We start from the raw sequence: 18,706 nt of genomic DNA, 5'->3' as shown, positions 1-18,706 counted from the left end.
ATGTCGCAAGCATCGAACAACGTATGGCGACGAAAGACGATGTCGCAAGCATCGAGCAACGTATGGCGACGAAAGACGATGTCGCAAGCATCGAACAACGTATGGCAACGAAAGACGATGTGGCGCTTGTGCCAGCTATTCGGGAAATGGTTGGGCAATTGATGGAACGAATGACTGCTGTTGAGCTGCATGTGCAAGAAATTCCAGCCATCAAACAGCAAATCGAACAGTTGTCGCAACAAATGGAAGAAGGGTTTGAGAAAATAGCGCATCAAGAAACGATCCTACAAGCATTATCACTCCGTTCGATTCAACAAGCAAACGATATCCACTATTTGAAAACAAACGTCATTTCCACGAAATAAGTGTAAGAAAAGGGTGCCGCTCATTGGACACCCTTTTCTTTATGCTTCTAACTGTTCACGCCAATGATGTAATGTGGCTCGCTCTTCTTCGGTAATGATGCCGAGTTCCATCGCTGTGTCCATCAGCGCATCGTAATCAGTCACCGTATAGACCGGAACGTGTTCGTGTTCAAACGCTCGTCTGCCTTTTTCTAATCCGTATGTAAAAATCGCAACGACGCCAAGTACGTTACATCCCGCTTCACGCAAGGCTCGCACGGCATTTAGTGAGCTGCCGCCTGTTGAAATTAAATCTTCGATGACAACGACATGTTGACCTGCTTCGACTTTCCCTTCGATTTGTTTTCCTTTTCCGTGTCCTTTCGCTTGACTGCGCACGTAGCACATCGGCACATCGAGCCGTTCGCTCACCCATGCTGCATGGGGAATGCCTGCGGTGGCCGTGCCAGCAACGACATGAACGGTTGGAAAATGCGTGCGAATAAGCGCGGTTAGTTCATCAGCAATCATTCGTCTCGTCGTCGGGTACGCTAACGTCAGCCGATTGTCGCAATAAATAGGCGCTTGTATGCCGGAAGACCAAGTAAATGGTTCGTTTGGGCTTAACGACACCGCGCCAATTGAAAGCAATTGTTTTGCGATTTCTTTTTTCATCATTGTCCACCATCCCATTCCTGTTTTAACCGCTTATATGCCGCATACGGATCATGCGCTTTTGTGATGCTTCGTCCGATGACGATATAATTTGTTCCGAGCTGTTTCGCCTGATTAGGTGTGACGATGCGCACTTGGTCGTCCGCTTGATCGTCCGCAAAGCGAATGCCTGGGGTGACAGTGATAAACGACGTTCCGAAAGTTGCGCGAAGAAGCGGCACTTCTTTTGCGGAACAAACGACGCCGTCAAGCCCGCTATTGTATGCGAGCGTAGCGTAATGAAGTACTGTTTCATTCATCGTACGGTCAATCAACAATTCATCGTGAAGCATTCGTTCGCTTGTGCTCGTTAGCTGCGTCACCGCAATACAGCGCGGACGCTTCATTCTAGGTGGCGTCCCCTCTTCTAATCCTTCGATCGCTGCGCGCATCATCGTGCTTCCTCCCGATGCATGAACGTTTACTAAATCGACACCTAATTTCGCCAAGCCTTTCATCGCCCGTTTTACTGTATGTGGAATATCATGAAGCTTTAAATCTAAAAAAATATCATGTCCACGCTGTTTTAATTCGTCGATAATCGTTGGACCTTCTTGAAAATATAGCTCCATGCCAACTTTGACAAACAACGACGTATCGGAAAATAGCTGTAAAAACGCCTGCACTTCCTCCTTTGATGAAAAATCAAGCGCCACAATAAACGGTTTGTCCATTGTTCCAGCTCCTTCCCGTACATTCCGAAATATGATGAATGCCAAGTTCGTCTAAAAGTGGTGGCAGATCGCGAATAATATTTGGACAAACGTACGGATCGATAAAATTGGCTGTTCCGATCGCGACCGCGCTCGCACCAGCGTAAAAAAACTCAATCACATCTTCCGCACTTTGAATGCCGCCCATGCCGATAATCGGAAGCGATACCGCTTGGCTTACTTCATAAATCATTCGCAGTGCAATCGGCTTAATCGCTGGACCGGATAATCCACCTGTTCGATTCGCTAAAATCGGCTTTGCTGTTTTAATGTCAATACGCATACCTAATAGCGTATTAATCATCGTCAATCCGTCCGCTCCTGCTTGTTCAATTGCTTTCGCCATCGCAACGATGTTTGTCACATTTGGCGATAGTTTCACATACACAGGCACAGCAGACACTTCTTTTACCGCCCGCGTCAGCTCGGCGGCAATGTCTGGCACAGTGCCGAAAGCCATGCCGCCTTGTTTTACATTTGGGCATGAAATATTTAACTCGAGGGCATGAACGTTGGGCGCTTTTGATATGCGCTTGGCGACTTCCACATATTCTTCTACCGTTGAACCAGCAATATTGGCGATAATTGGTACGTCGTATTGCGCTAACCACGGGAGTTCTTCAGCTAGCACTTTGTCTACACCGGGATTTTGCAGTCCGATCGCATTTAACATGCCGCTTGGCGTCTCGGCGACGCGCGGCGTCGGATTGCCGAAGCGCGTTTCAAGCGTCGTCGCTTTAATCATCATTGCTCCAAGGACGCTTAAATCGTAAAATTTTGCGTATTCCCGTCCGAATCCGAAACAGCCCGATGCAGGCATAATCGGATTTTTTAATGAAAGTCCGGGCAATTCAACTGCTAATCGGTTCATAGCACGACCTCCCCCGCTCGAAATACCGGCCCGTCGCTACATACTTTTTTATATGCTGTTTCGCTATGCGGCACGCGGCATACGCATGCGAAACAAGCGCCGACGCCACAGCCCATCCGTTCTTCTAATGACAAATATAGCTCTTTATGCGGAAATTGTTGTTGTAATGCTTCTAACATCGGCTTCGGTCCGCACGCATATAGCACATCAAACGAAAGGGCATGATGTTGAATTACGTCAGTAACAAATCCTTTCATGCCGTATGAACCGTCTACGGTGGCGACGTACGTCTTGCCGAACGAAGCAAATCGTTGCTCGTAAAAGACGACATCTTTCGTTTGAAAGCCGAGCACGATCGTCACACATACGCCGTTATTTACTAATTGCTTGGCTAATTCATATAATGGCGGCACCCCGATGCCGCCGCCGACAAGGAGGGCGCGTTGTCCGCTAGAAAGGGCGGAAAGCGGAAATCCGTTTCCGAGCGGTCCTAGCACATCGAGCGTCTCCCCAAGCTGTTTTTGCGAAAGGAGCGTCGTACCTGCTCCTTCCGCACGGTAAACGATCGTACATTCGCCCGCTTCTTGATTGATGTCGCAAAGGCTAAGTGGACGGCGTAGCAGCGGTGCAAAGTTTGCCACTTTCACATGTACAAATTGCCCAGGCGTACGCATGCGCTGAACGAGCGAACCGACGAGCGTCAATTCATAAATGCCTTTTGCGATTTGTATATTGGATATGATTGTCATATTTTCCTTCATACGCCCACCTTCTTCTCTGCCATCGCTGTTGTCGAAAACGTCATCGCTTCTAAGACGAGAAGCATCGCTTTCGCTGTATCGAGCGACGTTAAACAAGGAATGCCGTTTTCCACCGCTTCACGACGAATACGGAAGCCATCGCTTTCTGTTTCCTTTCCTTTTGTTAATGTGTTAATGACGACTTGCGCTTCGCCTTGACGAATCACATCAAGAATGTTCGGTGTGCCCATATGAATTTTCTCGACGACAGTTACCGGAATGTTCGCTTCCCGTAACGTTTGTGCGGTGCCGTTTGTCGCAAGCAGCTGGTAACCGATATTGTAAAAGCGACGCGCAATGTCGATCGCCTCTTCTTTATCTTTATCGGCAATGGTCAATAAGACAGCTCCATACGGACGAATGTGAATGCCTGAAGCAACAAGCCCTTTATAAAGCGCCTTCGCAAACGTGTCATCTTTTCCGATCACTTCGCCCGTCGATTTCATTTCTGGACCGAGCGAAATATCAACGTTGCGCAACTTCGCGAATGAAAAGACAGGTGCTTTCACATATACACCTTCGCTTTCTTCTTTCAATCCGGTGTAGTAGCCAAGCTCTTTTAACTTTGTACCTAAAATGACTTTTGTCGCAATATTCGCCATCGGGACGTTCGTAATTTTACTTAAAAATGGAACGGTGCGGCTTGAACGTGGATTCACTTCTAACACGTACACATCACCGTCATATAACACGAACTGAATGTTCAACAAGCCAACGATGCGCAATCCTTTCGCAAGCCGAATCGTGTAGTCAACAATTTTTTGCTGGGTGTCTTTTGTTAACGTTTGCGGTGGATAAACCGCGATCGAATCGCCCGAATGAACACCAGCGCGCTCAATATGTTCCATAATGCCTGGAATGAATACATCTTCTCCGTCGGAAATTGCATCGACTTCAATTTCTTTTCCGATTAAATAACGGTCAATTAGTACTGGATGTTGCGGATTCACTTTCACGGCGTGCTCCATATAATGTAGCAGCTCTTCTTTTTTATAGACGATTTCCATCGCCCGACCGCCGAGCACATACGACGGGCGCACGAGAACAGGATAGCCGATGTGTTCAGCGATGCGTACCGCTTCTTCAACGGAAAACGCTGTTTTTCCTTTCGGCTGTGGAATGCCGAGTTGCGCAAGCGTTCGTTCAAATTTGTCGCGGTTTTCGGCACGATCTAAATCTTCAAGCGACGTGCCGAGGATACGAACGCCGCGCGCAGCTAATTCCGCTGCTAAATTGATCGCTGTTTGACCGCCAAATTGAACGATGACGCCGATCGGCTGTTCTAAATCGATGATGTGCATCACATCTTCAATCGTTAACGGTTCAAAGTATAGCTTATCGGAAATGCTAAAGTCGGTCGATACCGTCTCTGGATTGTTGTTAATAATGATCGCTTCATATCCCGCTTCTTTAATCGCCCATACACAATGAACGGTCGCGTAGTCAAACTCGATTCCTTGCCCGATGCGAATCGGACCAGAGCCAAGGACGACGACACTTTCGCGCGGCGTAACGAGCGATTCGTTTTCTTCTTCATATGTGCTGTAATAATACGGCGTTTCGGATTCAAATTCCGCGGCACACGTATCGACCATTTTATACACAGGCATCAAGCGAGCGCGTTTACGTATCTCATAGACGTCGCGTTCGGTCATTTGCCAGCATTTCGCAATCGCCACATCAGAAAAGCCCATTTCTTTTGCTTTTTTTAGTACGTCTATATTGCCAACATGTTCACGTAAAACGGATTCGTACTGTACGATGCTCGCAATTTTCGTTAAAAAGAACGGGTCGATTTGGCTCCATGCATGCACTTGTTCGACCGTTACTCCACGCCGAAACGCTTCGGCGATGTAAAATAGACGCTCATCCCCCGCTTTTCGAATGCGCTTTTGCAGCAATGCGTCATCGACTTGTTCTTTTAACTCGAGATGATATACGTTCGTTTCAAGCGAGCGTACCGCTTTTAATAGCGACTGTTCAAACGTGCGCCCGATCGCCATTACTTCTCCTGTCGCTTTCATTTGCGTACCGAGATGGCGGTTCGCTGATTCAAATTTATCAAACGGAAAGCGCGGAATTTTTGTGACGACGTAATCAAGCGTTGGCTCAAAGCAAGCGTACGTTTTTCCTGTGACCGGATTCATCATTTCATCAAGCGTTAAACCGACCGCAATTTTTGCGGCGAGTTTCGCAATCGGATACCCCGTTGCTTTCGATGCAAGCGCCGATGAGCGACTGACGCGCGGATTCACTTCAATGACGTAATATTGGAAACTGTGCGGATCAAGGGCGAGCTGCACGTTGCAGCCCCCTTCAATGCCGAGCGCCCGAATAATGCGAAGCGAGGCGTTTCGCAATAGCTGATATTCACGATCACTTAACGTTTGGCTTGGAGCAACGACGATCGAATCGCCCGTATGAATGCCAACAGGGTCAATATTTTCCATATTACAGACGACGATCGCATTGTCTTTCGCATCGCGCATCACTTCATATTCAATTTCTTTATAGCCTGCGATACTTTTTTCTAATAAACATTGATGCACGGGGCTCATTTTTAACCCGCTTGAAACAATGTCGACAAGCTCTTCTTCGTTCGTACAAATGCCTCCACCTGTTCCACCGAGCGTAAATGCTGGGCGAACGATGACCGGATATCCGATTTGTTTGACGAACGCATACGCTTCTTGCAAACTATGCACGATCGCGCTTTCCGGCACCGGTTCGCCAAGTTCGTTCATAAGCGCGCGAAATTGTTCGCGGTCTTCTGCTTTTTCAATCGCTTCTAATTTCGTGCCGAGAATTTCAACGCCGCACTCTTCAAGCACCCCCGCTTTTGCTAATTCGACGGCTAAGTTTAACCCCGTCTGTCCGCCAAGCGTCGGCAAAATGGCATCGGGCCGTTCTTTTCGAATGACGCGGGCGACAAATTCAAGTGTTAACGGCTCCATATATACTTTGTCGGCAATTTGTGTATCGGTCATAATTGTTGCTGGATTGGAGTTGACGAGAATGACTTTATATCCTTCTTCTTTTAATGCTAAACATGCTTGCGTTCCTGCATAATCAAACTCCGCTGCCTGCCCGATGACGATCGGTCCAGAACCGATGACGAGAATCGTTTCAATATCTTGACGTTTAGGCATGAACGACACCTCTTTCTTTTTTAAACTGTTCAATCATCGCGATAAAATCATCGAATAAATGGTTGGCATCTTCTGGACCTGGCGACGCTTCCGGATGATATTGCACCGTAAACGCAGGAACATCTTTATGACGAAGCCCTTCAATTGTTCCGTCGTTTAATGCGATATGCGTCACTTCTAATCGCGTATGAACGAGCGACTGTTCTGTAACCGTATAACCGTGATTTTGTGAAGTGATCGCTACTTTTCCTGTTTCAATATGTTTCACCGGATGATTTGAGCCGCGATGACCGAACTTCATTTTTTCCGTATTTGCTCCGCAGGCGAGCGCAAACAGTTGATGACCAAGACAAATCCCAAAAAGCGGAACGTGACCAAGTATGTTTTGAATCATGTCAATGGCTTCTGGTACATCTTTCGGATCCCCTGGTCCGTTTGATAACATAACGCCGTCGGGATGAAGTTGTAACACATCTTCTGCTGTTGCGTTATATGGTAATACGATAACGTCGCAATGACGTTTATTTAGTTCGCGCAAAATGCCGTGCTTCATACCGAAGTCGATTAAAACGACGCGATGGCCGCGCCCTGGGCTAGCGTATGGGCTTTTTGTCGATACGCGCTTCACTTGATCGCGCGCAAGTTCCGTATCTTTTAAATAAGCAACCGCCTCGGAAACGGACACGTCCATGTCGCAAATCATTCCTTTCAACGTGCCGTATTGACGAATGATGCGCGTCAGTTTCCGTGTATCAACACCGGCTAACCCCGGAATGTTTTTTATGCGCAAATATTCGTCAATCGTCATTTCGCTTCGCCAATTGGACGGAGATGCGCACGCTTCTTTTACGATAAAACCGAACACATGCGGTTCGATTGATTCGAAGTCGTCGCGGTTGATGCCGTAGTTTCCGATCAAAGGATACGTCATCGCCACGATTTGTCCGCAATACGACGGGTCGGTTAAAATTTCTTGATATCCTGTCATACCGGTGTTAAAAACAACTTCACCGGTTGTTTGTCGTTCACTTCCAAACGCTTCGCCAACAAAGCGTGTACCATCTTCTAAAATAAGTTGTCGTTTCATCGCTCTCTTCCTTTCTGCCAAACAATTTTTCCATCTACAACCGTCATCGTCGGCCATCCTTTACACGTCCAACCTGCAAACGGCGTGTTTTTTCCTTTTGAAGCAAATGTATGCGGATCAATGGCTTGTTCGGTATGTAAATCGATGACGACTACGTCTGCTTTCGCGCCAACTTTTAATTCACCACCGTCAATGCGAAACGTCTCCGCTGGCTTTTTTGAAAGCCAATCGACGAGCTGTTTTAACGTGCATATCCCTTTTTCAACAAGATGCGTATATAAAAGCGGAAAGGCGGTTTCTAATCCGACGATGCCAAACGGAGCAAGTACCATCCCTTCGCGTTTTTCTTCTTCTGTATGCGGGGCATGATCGGTTGCGATAAAATCAATCGTTCCATCAAGCAACCCTTCGATTAACGCTTGTTGATCTTCTTTCGCTCGCAACGGTGGATTCATTTTAAAGTTGGCGTCTAACGCATGAATATCTTCGTCGCAAAGCAGTAAATGGTGCGGGGTCACTTCAGCAGTGACGCGAATGCCTGCTTGCTTCGCCTCACGCACGATGCGCACCGATTGCTTCGTGCTTATATGGCAAACGTGGTAGTGACATCCTGTTGCCTCCGCTAACAACACATCGCGGGCAATATGCACCGCTTCAGAAACGGAAGGAATGCCTAAAAGCCCATGCCGCTTCGCAAATGATCCGTCATGCACGCATCCTTTATACGCCAACGTTTCGTCTTCACAATGTGCGACAATCGGCATATCGAGAGAAGCGGCTTGTTTCATCGCCTCATACATCATGCGCGCGCTTTGCACGCCAACACCATCATCTGTAAATGCAAACGCCCCCGCTTCTTTTAAGGCAGCAAAATCAACGAGCTGTTTTCCTGCTTGACGTATCGTAATTGAAGCGTATGGCAACACGCGCACATACGCTGTTTCACGAATGCGGTTGACGAGCCATTCCATTTGTTGTTTCGTATCGGGTACAGGTTTTGTATTCGGCATCGCTGCAATCGTCGTAAATCCACCTTTGGCAGCAGCAAGCGTACCTGTGGCAATCGTTTCTTTATGTTCCCCACCCGGTTCGCGCAAATGAACGTGTACGTCGATAAATCCCGGCGCGACAAACTGTTCACACACGTCGATCACCTCGTCATTATCGCTTGCAGCGATGTGAGGTGCGATTTGAACGATGCGCCCGTCGTCAATTTTTATATCGGCTAACGTCAGCTCTCCTTGTTCATTAAGCAAGCGTGCACGTTGGAAAATGATAGCCATGTTTTGTTCCCCCTTTTTGTATTGCTCGTTTTAATACAGCCATGCGCACGTATACGCCGTTTTCCATTTGTTTAAAAATGCGTGAACGCTCACATTCGACGAGCTCGCTTGCGATTTCGACGTCGCGATTCACTGGGGCTGGATGTAAAATGATGCTCGTTTTTTTCATTTGTTTTTCTCGCGCGATCGTTAAGCCGTATTGCTCGTGATATTGCTCTTTCGTCCATCCCATTTTTTCGTCGTGCCGCTCATGTTGAATGCGAAGAAGCATGATCACATCTGCCTCTTTTACGGCTGTATCGAAGTCGACGTACGTGCCATACGGATTCGTCATATCATGCCACTCAGGCGGGCTACAAAAGAGGACGTTTGCACCGAGCCTTGTTAATATTTCAGCATTGGAACGTGCTACTCGGCTATGACGAATGTCACCGACAATCGCGATATGAAGCCCAATAAATGTGCCAAACTGTTGACGGATCGTCATTAAATCAAGTAGCGATTGGGTCGGATGATGACCGCACCCGTCACCGGCGTTAATGATTGGGATATGAATCGTGTCGCGAAGTGAGTCAAAGTAATGATCAGATGGGTGGCGAATGACGACTGCTTCCACACCGATCGCTTGCAACGTCCGAATCGTATCGTACAACGTTTCGCCTTTTTGGACGCTCGACATGTCTGCATCAAACGGAATGACTTCAAGCCCAAGTTTTCGTTCCGCTATTTCAAAGCTACATTTTGTGCGCGTGCTCGGCTCAAAAAATAAGTTGGCAACAAATGTTTGTTTGTTCACTCGCCACGTCTCTCCGTGCGCAAATCGTTCCGCTTCATGCAAAATGGCAAGCACTTCATCAACCGATAACTCTGTTAACGTAAGTAAATGCATATAAACTCCTCCTTTTTAGTAAAAAAACACCTTGCCGAGCGAGGCAAGGTGTTTAAAAGCACGAGGAAAACATATGTCCTCCTCTATCACACCTTTGTAAGCCTCGCTGGACTTCTTTTAAAAGGTGTGTTATGCGACGTCATGTTTTTGTTCAAATACGCTATCCGACACTTTCGGGCGACCTGGCAAAATGAGGTTTAACACAATACCTGTGATGGCTGCAAGCGCCATACCGTGCACTTCAAATTGTTCTGATATTTTGACAACGGCATCCCCGATGCCAATGACGAGAATAACAGATGAAATGACTAAGTTTCGTTTATCTCCAAAGTCGATTTTACTATCGACAAGCATGCGTAAACCAGAAGAAGCGATAATTCCAAACAACAAGATGGACACCCCGCCCATGACCGGCGTCGGAATGGAGCTAATGAGGGCTGTCACTTTACCGAGAAATCCGAACGCGATCGCAAGGACAGCCGCACCAGCTAACACGTACACACTATATACGCGCGTAATCGCTAATACACCGATATTTTCGCCGTATGTCGTCTTCGGCGGACCGCCGATGAGCGCGGAAATCATCGTCGCTAATCCGTCACCGAAAATGGAGCGATGTAAACCTGGTTGTTTAATGTAGTCGCGCCCAACGACTTTGCTTAATACGAGCTGATGACCGATATGTTCAGATAATGTCACAATCGCTACAGGTACCATCAAAAGCACAATATCGAGCGTCACACGCACGTCATAATGAGCGAACGGCAACAAGAAATCAGGCATCTCAAGCCATTTTGCTTTTGCCACCCCTGATAAATCGACGACACCGACAGCTAACGCGTACACGTAACCGACAATAATGCCCATAAGGACAGGCACAAGGCTAAACATTCCTCGCGATAAAATCGAGAACATAATTGTTGCGGCAAGCGTCACAACCGCAACAGAAAAGTGCGTCAAGCTATATTTTCCGTCTGGACCGTTCATCGCCATGCTGACGGCGACGTTTGCTAATCCTAAGCCGATAACGATAATGACTGGACCGACAACGATCGGCGGAAGTAAATTCATGATCCAACGATACCCTGCTTTTTTAATTGCTAAAGCGACGATTCCATATACGAGCCCGGCTAAAAAGCTGCCGATCATCGCCGCACCCGGACCACCAGCTGCTTTGGCTGCAATAATCGGCGTAATAAACGCAAACGATGAACCGAGATACGCAGGGACTTGCCATTTTGTGACGATTAAAAAGGCGAGTGTGCCGAGTCCGCTTGAAATGAGCGCCATCGCTGGACTTAATCCGACTAAATACGGCACTAAAATCGTTGCACCAAACATCGCAAATAAATGTTGTAAACTAAGTGTAACAAGCTGCCCAAAAGAAGGGACATCTTTCACGTCTAATACTGGTTTGTTCATCTTCTCTCTCCCTTTCTTTTTATAAAAAACCCTCTTTGTCCGTACGAAGGCACAAAGAGGGTGTAGGAAACGAATCCCCTTTGTCAGCCTCGCTGGACTGCCTTTAAAAAGGGTGCTTTATTCATGTATGCTGACTTGATCGATGTCGTCTACTTCTTTTAGCTCGACGACGATCATTTCCGAGCTGGACGTCGGAATGTTTTTGCCGACGAAATCAGCGCGAATTGGCAATTCACGATGACCGCGATCAACGAGCACAGCTAATTGAATTTGCGCCGGACGCCCAAGATCCATCACGGCATCCATTGCCGCGCGCACCGTTCGGCCTGTAAATAATACGTCATCAACTAAAATGACTTTTTGATTCGTAACGGAAAACGGGATGTCCGTTCCTTTCACAAGCGGTTCGCGATCGTCCGTTTTTACCGTTAAATCATCGCGATATAACGTAATATCTAACTCGCCAACAGGAATTGATGTTCCTTCAATTTGTTCAATGCGTTCGGCTAATCGTTTTGCTAAGTAAATGCCGCGCGTCTTAATGCCGATGAGCACACAGCCATCAATCCCTTTATTGCGCTCAATAATTTCGTGAGCAATGCGCGTCAATGCGCGTCGAATCGCTTGTTCATCTAATACGATCGCTTTTTGCATCGTTTCACCTCCAGACAAAAAACCCCCTCACCGTTTGGCGAGAGGGTACATGTAGGAATACGTCACCTAGATCCGACACCTTCTCAGCCTCACGGGACTGAACTTAAAGGTCCTTGTTCACTTGAGTTCATTTTACGTTTCCTTATTTCGTTTGTCAACGATTATTTCGCAACATGTCGAGCAATCGTTCAAATTCATGAGGAATCGGGGCTTCAAACTGCAAATATTCGTCTGTGCGCGGGTGATGAAACCCTAATACGCCAGCATGAAGTGCTTGTCCGTCAATCGGTAACGTTTTGCGCGGACCGTATTTCGGATCACCCGCAAGCGGATAGCCGATATATTTCATATGGACGCGAATTTGATGCGTTCGCCCAGTTTCGAGTTGACACTCCACAAACGTATAATGTTCAAATCGTTCGAGGACGCGAAAGTGCGTCACCGCTTCTTTTCCGTTTTCAACAACGGCCATGCTTTGCCGATCGCGTGGGTCGCGCCCGATCGGCGCATCAATTGTCCCGTAATCATGTGGAATGACGCCGTGAACGATTGCAACATATTTGCGCGTCACCGTTTTGTTTACAAGTTGATTAACAAGCGACTCGTGCGCCAAATCATTTTTTGCGATCATTAATAAACCAGACGTATCTTTATCGATGCGATGGACAATGCCTGGGCGCAATACACCGTTAATGCCTGAAAGGTCTTGACAATGAGCAAGCAATGCGTTGACAAGCGTCCCATGCATATGTCCCGGCGCTGGATGAACGACCATGCCGCGCGGCTTATTGACAACTAGCACGTCCGCATCTTCGTAATAAATGTCAAGCGGAATTGGCTCCGGTTCTACATCTAACGGCTCCGGATCAGGAATGAAAATGACCACTTCGTCGTCGATATGGCATTTGTAGTTCGGTTTCACTGCTTTGCCGTTGACGAGCACATGCCCTTCTTTTAACCATTGTTGTACTTGAGAACGCGACCATTGTTCATTTAGTTCGGCAATCACTTTATCAATGCGTTCCCCGTCATGTTGTTCTTCAATCGTGAGTTGAATTTGCTCCATCACTCATTCCCTTTCGTTGTTTTTCTTCGATCCATGTATAAATAAACATGAGCGCAACACCGATCGTTAATGCTGCATCGGCGACGTTAAAAATCGGAAAGCTATAATTGAAAATATACGTATGCACAAAGTCGACGACTTCTTTTCGAAACACGCGATCAATAAAGTTACCGAGGGCACCGCCAAGCATTAGTCCAAGGGCGATGCCAAATAGTCGCTGCGTCGGCTGCAATCGTTGAATGTATATGACGATGCCGACCACGACGACGATGGTAATTAAGTAAAATAACCAAAATTGTCCTTGCAACATGCCCCATGCCGCCCCACGATTGCGATGCGACGTCATGTATAACACGTTTTCAATAATTGGAATGCTTTCGCCTAACTCCATATAGCGAACGACAAGCCATTTCGTCCATTGGTCGATCAATATAACGACAAAAGCAAGCAAATAATATACCATTGTACCCCTCCAGCGCAAAGTTCTTTTCCATCTTACCATAAAACAATCCCCCTTAAAAGCGAAGGGGGATGGGTATTATTGCTTGACAATTGTCGCACAACGTGGACATAGTTCTGGGTAGTCTTCATCTTCTCCTACTGTTGGTGTGACAACCCAGCAGCGCGCGCACGTTTTTCCTTCAGCTTGTTTGACGACAATCGCTGTTTTTGTAAATGTTTGCGCCTCGCTCGGTGCTTCTGTAAATGCGCCACCAATTGAAAACGCTGAAACGATTAATAGCTGTTTCATATCTTCTTCAATCGAATCGATGAGCGCTTTCGTTTCATCGGTCGGATATAAAATGACATGCGCAGTAAGCGACTTACCGATCAGTTTTTCGTTGCGCGCCACTTCTAGTGCTTTTAATACTTCATCGCGCAGTTCCATAAACGCATTCCATTTTTTAACGATGCGATCTGCATCATCAATATGCACTGCTTCTGGCATATCGACAAGCTGCACGCTTTCTTCTTTGACGTGCGGAATGTACGACCATACTTCATCTGCTGTATGCGGTAAAATTGGCGCAACAAGTTTTGTTAGCGCAACAAGCGTTTCATACAACACCGTTTGAATCGAGCGACGTTCATGATTGTTTGCCGCTTCGATGTACAATACGTCTTTCGAGAAGTCGAAATAAAATGCGCTTAAATCAACGGTACAGAAGTTGTTTACTTCATGATAAATCGTCGCAAATTCATACGTTTCATACGCTTGTTTTACTTTTTCAATTAAGCGATTCAGTTTAATGAGCATATAGCGGTCGACTTCGCGCAATTGATCGATCGCTACCGTATGTTCCGCAGGATTGAAATCGAATAAGTTACCGAGCATAAAGCGGAACGTGTTGCGAATTTTACGATACACTTCTGCAACCTGTTTTAAAATGTTGTCTGAAATGCGCACGTCTGCTTGATAGTCAACAGAAGCAACCCAAAGACGCAAAATGTCGGCGCCGAGCTGCTCCATTACTTTCGCAGGCACGACGACGTTGCCGAGCGACTTGCTCATTTTTCGTCCTTCGCCATCTAACACGAATCCGTGGCTTAATACCCCTTTATACGGTGCTTTTCCGGTGACGGCAACTGCGGTTGAAAGCGACGAGTTAAACCAGCCGCGATATTGGTCGGATCCTTCTAAATAAAGGTCGGCCGGACGTTGTAAATCGTCACGTTCTTCCAATACCGCTTGATGAGAAGAACCTGAGTCGAACCATACGTCCATAATGTCCGTTTCTTTCGTAAACCGTCCATTCGGGCTACCTGGATGCGTAAACCCTTCTGGAAGTAAATCTTTCGCTTCACGTTCAAACCAAACGTTTGAACCGTATTGGCGGAACAAGTTCGATACGTGTTCAATCGTTTCATCTGTAATAATCGGCTCGCCGTTTTCCGCATAAAAGACTGGGATTGGTACTCCCCATGCGCGTTGGCGCGAAATACACCAGTCGCCGCGATCACGAATCATATTATGGATACGAATTTCACCCCATGCTGGCACCCATTTTGTTTCTTCAACCGCTTGTAACAATTGATCACGAATTTTATCAATGGACGCAAACCACTGGGCTGTCGCACGGAAAATCGTCGGCTGCTTCGTCCGCCAGTCGTGCGGGTACGAGTGTGTAATAAACGATAGTTTTAACAGGGCGCCTACTTCTTGTAGCTTTTCTGTAATCGCTTTGTTCGCCTCATCGTAAAACATGCCGGAAAATCCTGGCGCTTCTTCTGTCATATAGCCGCGCTCATCAACAGGGCAAAGCACACCTAAGCCGTATTTTTGCCCGACGATAAAGTCGTCTTCCCCGTGTCCTGGTGCCGTATGAACGCAACCTGTTCCGGTGTCTGTTGTGACGTGTTCGCCACAAATGACGAGCGAATCGCGGTCGTAAAACGGATGTTTCGCAACGACGTATTCAAGTTCGCTTCCTTTTACTGTTTTTAATACAGCAACATGTTCCCAGCCCATTTCTTTTTGCACCGATTGTAATAACTCGGATGCAACGACATATTTGCCACCGTCTGCCTCAACAACGCTATATTGCAACTGTGGATGAACAGCGATGCCTAAGTTCGCTGGAATGGTCCATGGTGTCGTCGTCCAAATGACAATTTTTTCATCGCCATCAAGCACCCCTTTGCCGTCTTTGACAGGGAATGCAACGTAAATCGATGGAGAGCGTTTATCTTTATATTCGATTTCGGCTTCGGCAAGCGCCGATTCGCTTGATGGCGACCAATAAACAGGTTTTAATCCTTTATAAATCAATCCTTTTTTCGCCATTTGACCGAATACTTTAATTTGTTGTGCTTCATATTCTGGCGTTAACGTAATGTAAGGATTGTCCCAATCGCCGCGCACACCAAGTCGTTTAAATTGCTCGCGCTGGCGGTCAATTTGCTCGTACGCATATTGCTCACATAGCTTACGAAACTCCGCAACACTCATTTCTTTCCGATTGACGCCTTTATTTTTCGTCAGCGCCGTTTCAATTGGCAAACCGTGCGTATCCCATCCTGGTACGTACGGGGCACAATAACCGCTCATTGATTTATAGCGCACGATAAAGTCTTTTAAAATTTTATTGAGCGCATGACCCATATGAATATCACCGTTCGCATACGGCGGGCCGTCATGCAGCACAAACAGAGGACGATCTTTCGTGCGCTCTTGCACTTTACGATAAATGTCCATTTCTTCCCATTTCGCTTGCATTTGTGGTTCCCGTTGCGGAAGATTTCCACGCATCGGGAAATCAGTCTTTGGCATAAGTAACGTATCTTTGTAATCCATCATGTGACCTCCTTTTATGTAAATAAAAAAACCTCCTCATGCCCAAAAGGGACGAGAAGGTCTCGCGGTACCACCCTTATTGACTATGTAAACATAGCCCACTCGACATTCGTAACGGGAATGACGCGCCGTGGCCTACTATTCGTTCAGCACGGAACTCCGGGGTGATGTTCATTCTTTCGCTTATGCCGAGCTTCCACCGCCCTCGGCTCGCTGAAATAAGCTGATGAAAGAACTACTGTCCCCTTCATCGTTTTTGCGATATAACTGTATTCGATATTATAGGCAATAACCATGTCGTCCGTCAAGACTCGGTTATTTCTTGCACCGCTTCATCGTCAAGCTTGTAATCTAATAAATGATCCCAATCGCCGTTGTTTAACATATCGAGCTGTGCTTCAATTAACATTTTAAAACGATTGCGGAACACTTTCGCTTGACGTTTTAACTCTTCAACTTCCATCGCAATTTTCCGCGTTTTAGCGAGCGCTTCGCTAATGATGCGATCTGCGTTTTTCTCCGCCTCTTTGATGATGAGCTTCGCTTCTTTTTGCGCGTTTCGCTTCACTTCTTCTGCTGTTTCCTGGGCGATTAAAATCGATTTATTTAACGTTTCTTCAATATTTGTAAAGTAGTTGAGCCGCTCTGTCAGCTCTTTTACTTTTTCTTCAAGCTGTTTTTTTTCACGCAAGATCATTTCATAATCTTTAATGACTTGATCTAAAAACTCATTTACTTCATCTTCATCATATCCGCGAAAGCCTCGGCTAAATTCTTTATTATGAATATCTAACGGCGTTAACGGCATGTAGCCCACCTCCATCTTATGTACGTACCGTATGTTTCGACATGTTTTGCGAAAATCCTGCTTTTATTTTGCTTTTTCGACAACGATGCGCCATTTTTCTTTTTTTGTTTGCCCAACAACCGCTTGCAGTCGGCAGCGGCCATAGCCGCGCAACGAAAGCAAATCCCCTTCTTGACACTCCATATGGGCTTGGTCGACGGTTTTCCAATTTACTTTTGCATAGTTTTGAGTAATGAGCGCTTGCGCTTTTTGACGCGATATTCGGAAACATTGTGCTAAAATCGCATCAAGTCTCAAAGAAGAAACAGTAAACGTTTCTTCCTCCCATTCTTCTTTCACAGCAAGAAGTTGCGAAAGTGGTTGTTCTTCTAACGATACTTTTGCTTTTCCAATCGCTGTGACGTTCATTTTTACAAACGGTGCAATTTCTTTGGCAACGACAAATTGAATGACATCATCAACGATGACGATGTCGCCAAACTTTTCACGCTTCACACCGAGTGACAAAAGGGCACCGAGCACGTCACGATGCCCGAGCGTCACAAATTTTTTCGGATAGCGAACGGAAAACAACGATAGTTGAAAATCATATTCATTCGGTTGCAAGTACGGCGGATATAATAGCGCACGCTTTCGTTCAACAAATGATGAACCGCCAAAAAAAGCAACGTGCACCTCGTCGTTGTTGCCGACAATCGAGCGGACGATTTGTTGTTCGCGCGGAGTTAAAAAGTCCGTGAGTTTCGGAGCATACTGTTCCGTCGCAAGCCGCTTCCATTCGCACACGAGATCAATAAAATGATGCTCTTCTTTTCGAAAATGTTGATAAATATCCATTACAATCCTCTACTTACCATATCGATTAATCCGTAAACACCTGCCGTCGCAAAGCGTAGCACAAGCAAGGCGACGATCGGGGAAATGTCGATCATGCCAATTGGCGGAATAAAGCGACGAAACGGCTCTAAATATGGCTCGCAAATACTAGCAAAAAATTGTCCTACTTTCGTTTCACGCGCATTTGGAAACCAAGACATTAAAATGTAAACAATAATCGCATACGAGTATACTTGAATCACTGTTGCTACAAAGTTTGCTATTTGATACACATTTACCACCTCTTTATTGTCGGTTCATCATCAGAAACAATCGAAATCGAGCCGCTCACATCGACGTTATCTGGCGTGCATAAAAAAATGGTCGCCCCGACTTGTTGAATGTCTCCGCCTATTGCATATACCGTTCCGCTTAAAAAGTCGACGATGCGCCGCGCTTGATCGCGGTCGACACGATGGACGTTGACGACAACGGCACGTCGATTTTTTAAATGGTCGGCAATTTCTTGCACTTCTGCGTAAGCACGCGGCTCAAATAAAACGAGCTTGGACGATTTTTGCACGCTTTGTAAACTGACGACGTTTTGCTTTTGTTCGGCTTTTTGTTGTTGGGTAACTTCTTCTTGCTCGTATTCATCCTCTTCCCATTTTTCTTCATCTAAATCAAAAAAGTCGCGAATTTTTTTCACAAATCCCATCATTCCACCTCCTCTTCACCGACGGTATTGTCAAAAGTTTTAAATACATACCCTAAGTTTTTATTGATTTTATGCGG

General features: G+C 46.4%; 17 protein-coding genes, 1 pseudogene and 1 other annotated feature. Of the genes and pseudogenes, 1 reads left to right on the top strand and 17 read right to left on the bottom strand.

The features are described from left to right. Nucleotides 1–365, top strand: a pseudogene (locus ACYQY7_RS11570) (hypothetical protein); the annotation flags it as partial. 39 nt (nucleotides 366–404) lie between these two features. Here the strand turns inward: ACYQY7_RS11570 and pyrE are convergent. The 17 genes from pyrE to ACYQY7_RS11485 all read right to left on the bottom strand — a co-directional run bounded on the left by pyrE (nucleotide 405) and on the right by ACYQY7_RS11485 (nucleotide 18,629). After that, complete coding sequence (gene pyrE / locus ACYQY7_RS11565) at nucleotides 405–1,019, bottom strand: orotate phosphoribosyltransferase (protein WP_461202205.1); 615 nt, start codon at nucleotides 1,017–1,019, stop codon at nucleotides 405–407. Continuing rightward, entirely contained in the window at nucleotides 1,019–1,732 is a 714-nt protein-coding gene (pyrF, locus tag ACYQY7_RS11560; RefSeq protein ID WP_461202201.1) for an orotidine-5'-phosphate decarboxylase, read from the bottom strand. The genes pyrE and pyrF overlap by 1 nt, the downstream gene beginning before the upstream one ends. Then, a complete protein-coding gene (locus ACYQY7_RS11555) occupies nucleotides 1,704–2,642 on the bottom strand; it encodes a dihydroorotate dehydrogenase (RefSeq protein ID WP_461202200.1) in 939 nt (312 codons plus the stop codon). The genes pyrF and ACYQY7_RS11555 overlap by 29 nt, the downstream gene beginning before the upstream one ends. Then, entirely contained in the window at nucleotides 2,639–3,403 is a 765-nt protein-coding gene (locus ACYQY7_RS11550) for a dihydroorotate dehydrogenase electron transfer subunit (protein ID WP_461202198.1), read from the bottom strand. Before ACYQY7_RS11550 ends, ACYQY7_RS11555 begins: the two co-directional genes overlap by 4 nt. Beyond that, nucleotides 3,400–6,591 (bottom strand): carbamoyl-phosphate synthase large subunit, encoded by a 3,192-nt coding sequence (gene carB / locus ACYQY7_RS11545; protein WP_461202196.1) that lies wholly within the window; start codon nucleotides 6,589–6,591, stop codon nucleotides 3,400–3,402. The genes ACYQY7_RS11550 and carB overlap by 4 nt, the downstream gene beginning before the upstream one ends. Further along, nucleotides 6,584–7,678 (bottom strand): carbamoyl phosphate synthase small subunit, encoded by a 1,095-nt coding sequence (locus ACYQY7_RS11540; protein WP_461202194.1) that lies wholly within the window; start codon nucleotides 7,676–7,678, stop codon nucleotides 6,584–6,586. Before ACYQY7_RS11540 ends, carB begins: the two co-directional genes overlap by 8 nt. Next, nucleotides 7,675–8,961, bottom strand: coding sequence for a dihydroorotase (locus tag ACYQY7_RS11535; protein WP_461202193.1), 1,287 nt, complete (start codon nucleotides 8,959–8,961; stop codon nucleotides 7,675–7,677). Before ACYQY7_RS11535 ends, ACYQY7_RS11540 begins: the two co-directional genes overlap by 4 nt. Beyond that, entirely contained in the window at nucleotides 8,927–9,850 is a 924-nt protein-coding gene (locus ACYQY7_RS11530; protein WP_461202191.1) for an aspartate carbamoyltransferase catalytic subunit, read from the bottom strand. Before ACYQY7_RS11530 ends, ACYQY7_RS11535 begins: the two co-directional genes overlap by 35 nt. A gap of 129 nt (nucleotides 9,851–9,979) precedes the next feature. Next, entirely contained in the window at nucleotides 9,980–11,272 is a 1,293-nt protein-coding gene (locus ACYQY7_RS11525; RefSeq protein WP_461202189.1) for a solute carrier family 23 protein, read from the bottom strand. A gap of 117 nt (nucleotides 11,273–11,389) precedes the next feature. Further along, nucleotides 11,390–11,926 carry a bifunctional pyr operon transcriptional regulator/uracil phosphoribosyltransferase PyrR gene (gene pyrR, locus ACYQY7_RS11520; protein ID WP_461202187.1) on the bottom strand — a complete coding sequence of 179 codons (537 nt, stop codon included), beginning with the start codon at nucleotides 11,924–11,926 and terminating at the stop codon, nucleotides 11,390–11,392. A gap of 154 nt (nucleotides 11,927–12,080) precedes the next feature. After that, on the bottom strand, nucleotides 12,081–12,992 hold the full coding sequence (locus ACYQY7_RS11515; RefSeq protein ID WP_461202185.1) for an RluA family pseudouridine synthase: 912 nt from the start codon (nucleotides 12,990–12,992) through the stop codon (nucleotides 12,081–12,083). After that, nucleotides 12,967–13,455, bottom strand: a complete 489-nt coding sequence (gene lspA, locus ACYQY7_RS11510) for a signal peptidase II (RefSeq protein ID WP_461202203.1) — start codon at nucleotides 13,453–13,455, stop codon at nucleotides 12,967–12,969. Before lspA ends, ACYQY7_RS11515 begins: the two co-directional genes overlap by 26 nt. Nucleotides 13,456–13,530: 75 nt before the next feature. Continuing rightward, nucleotides 13,531–16,287 (bottom strand): isoleucine--tRNA ligase, encoded by a 2,757-nt coding sequence (gene ileS / locus ACYQY7_RS11505; protein ID WP_461202184.1) that lies wholly within the window; start codon nucleotides 16,285–16,287, stop codon nucleotides 13,531–13,533. 44 nt (nucleotides 16,288–16,331) lie between these two features. Next, nucleotides 16,332–16,547, bottom strand: a binding site (T-box leader). 44 nt (nucleotides 16,548–16,591) lie between these two features. After that, the gene (locus tag ACYQY7_RS11500; protein ID WP_032101523.1) at nucleotides 16,592–17,095 is read right to left on the bottom strand and encodes a DivIVA domain-containing protein; all 504 of its coding nucleotides are present in this window, start codon (nucleotides 17,093–17,095) and stop codon (nucleotides 16,592–16,594) included. 63 nt (nucleotides 17,096–17,158) lie between these two features. Continuing rightward, entirely contained in the window at nucleotides 17,159–17,932 is a 774-nt protein-coding gene (locus ACYQY7_RS11495; protein WP_461202182.1) for a YlmH family RNA-binding protein, read from the bottom strand. Beyond that, nucleotides 17,932–18,204: a YggT family protein gene (locus ACYQY7_RS11490; protein WP_461202180.1), complete on the bottom strand. Its 273-nt coding sequence runs from the start codon at nucleotides 18,202–18,204 to the stop codon at nucleotides 17,932–17,934. Before ACYQY7_RS11490 ends, ACYQY7_RS11495 begins: the two co-directional genes overlap by 1 nt. A gap of 2 nt (nucleotides 18,205–18,206) precedes the next feature. Then, a complete protein-coding gene (locus tag ACYQY7_RS11485) occupies nucleotides 18,207–18,629 on the bottom strand; it encodes a cell division protein SepF (protein WP_461202178.1) in 423 nt (140 codons plus the stop codon). Between the last annotated feature and the right edge of the window lie 77 nt (nucleotides 18,630–18,706).

It is taken from the genome of Anoxybacillus sp. TBDG-1, from assembly GCF_054815885.1.
The sequence above is the reverse complement of the archived record's forward strand: the minus strand, read 5'-3'. Positions and strand labels throughout refer to the sequence as shown.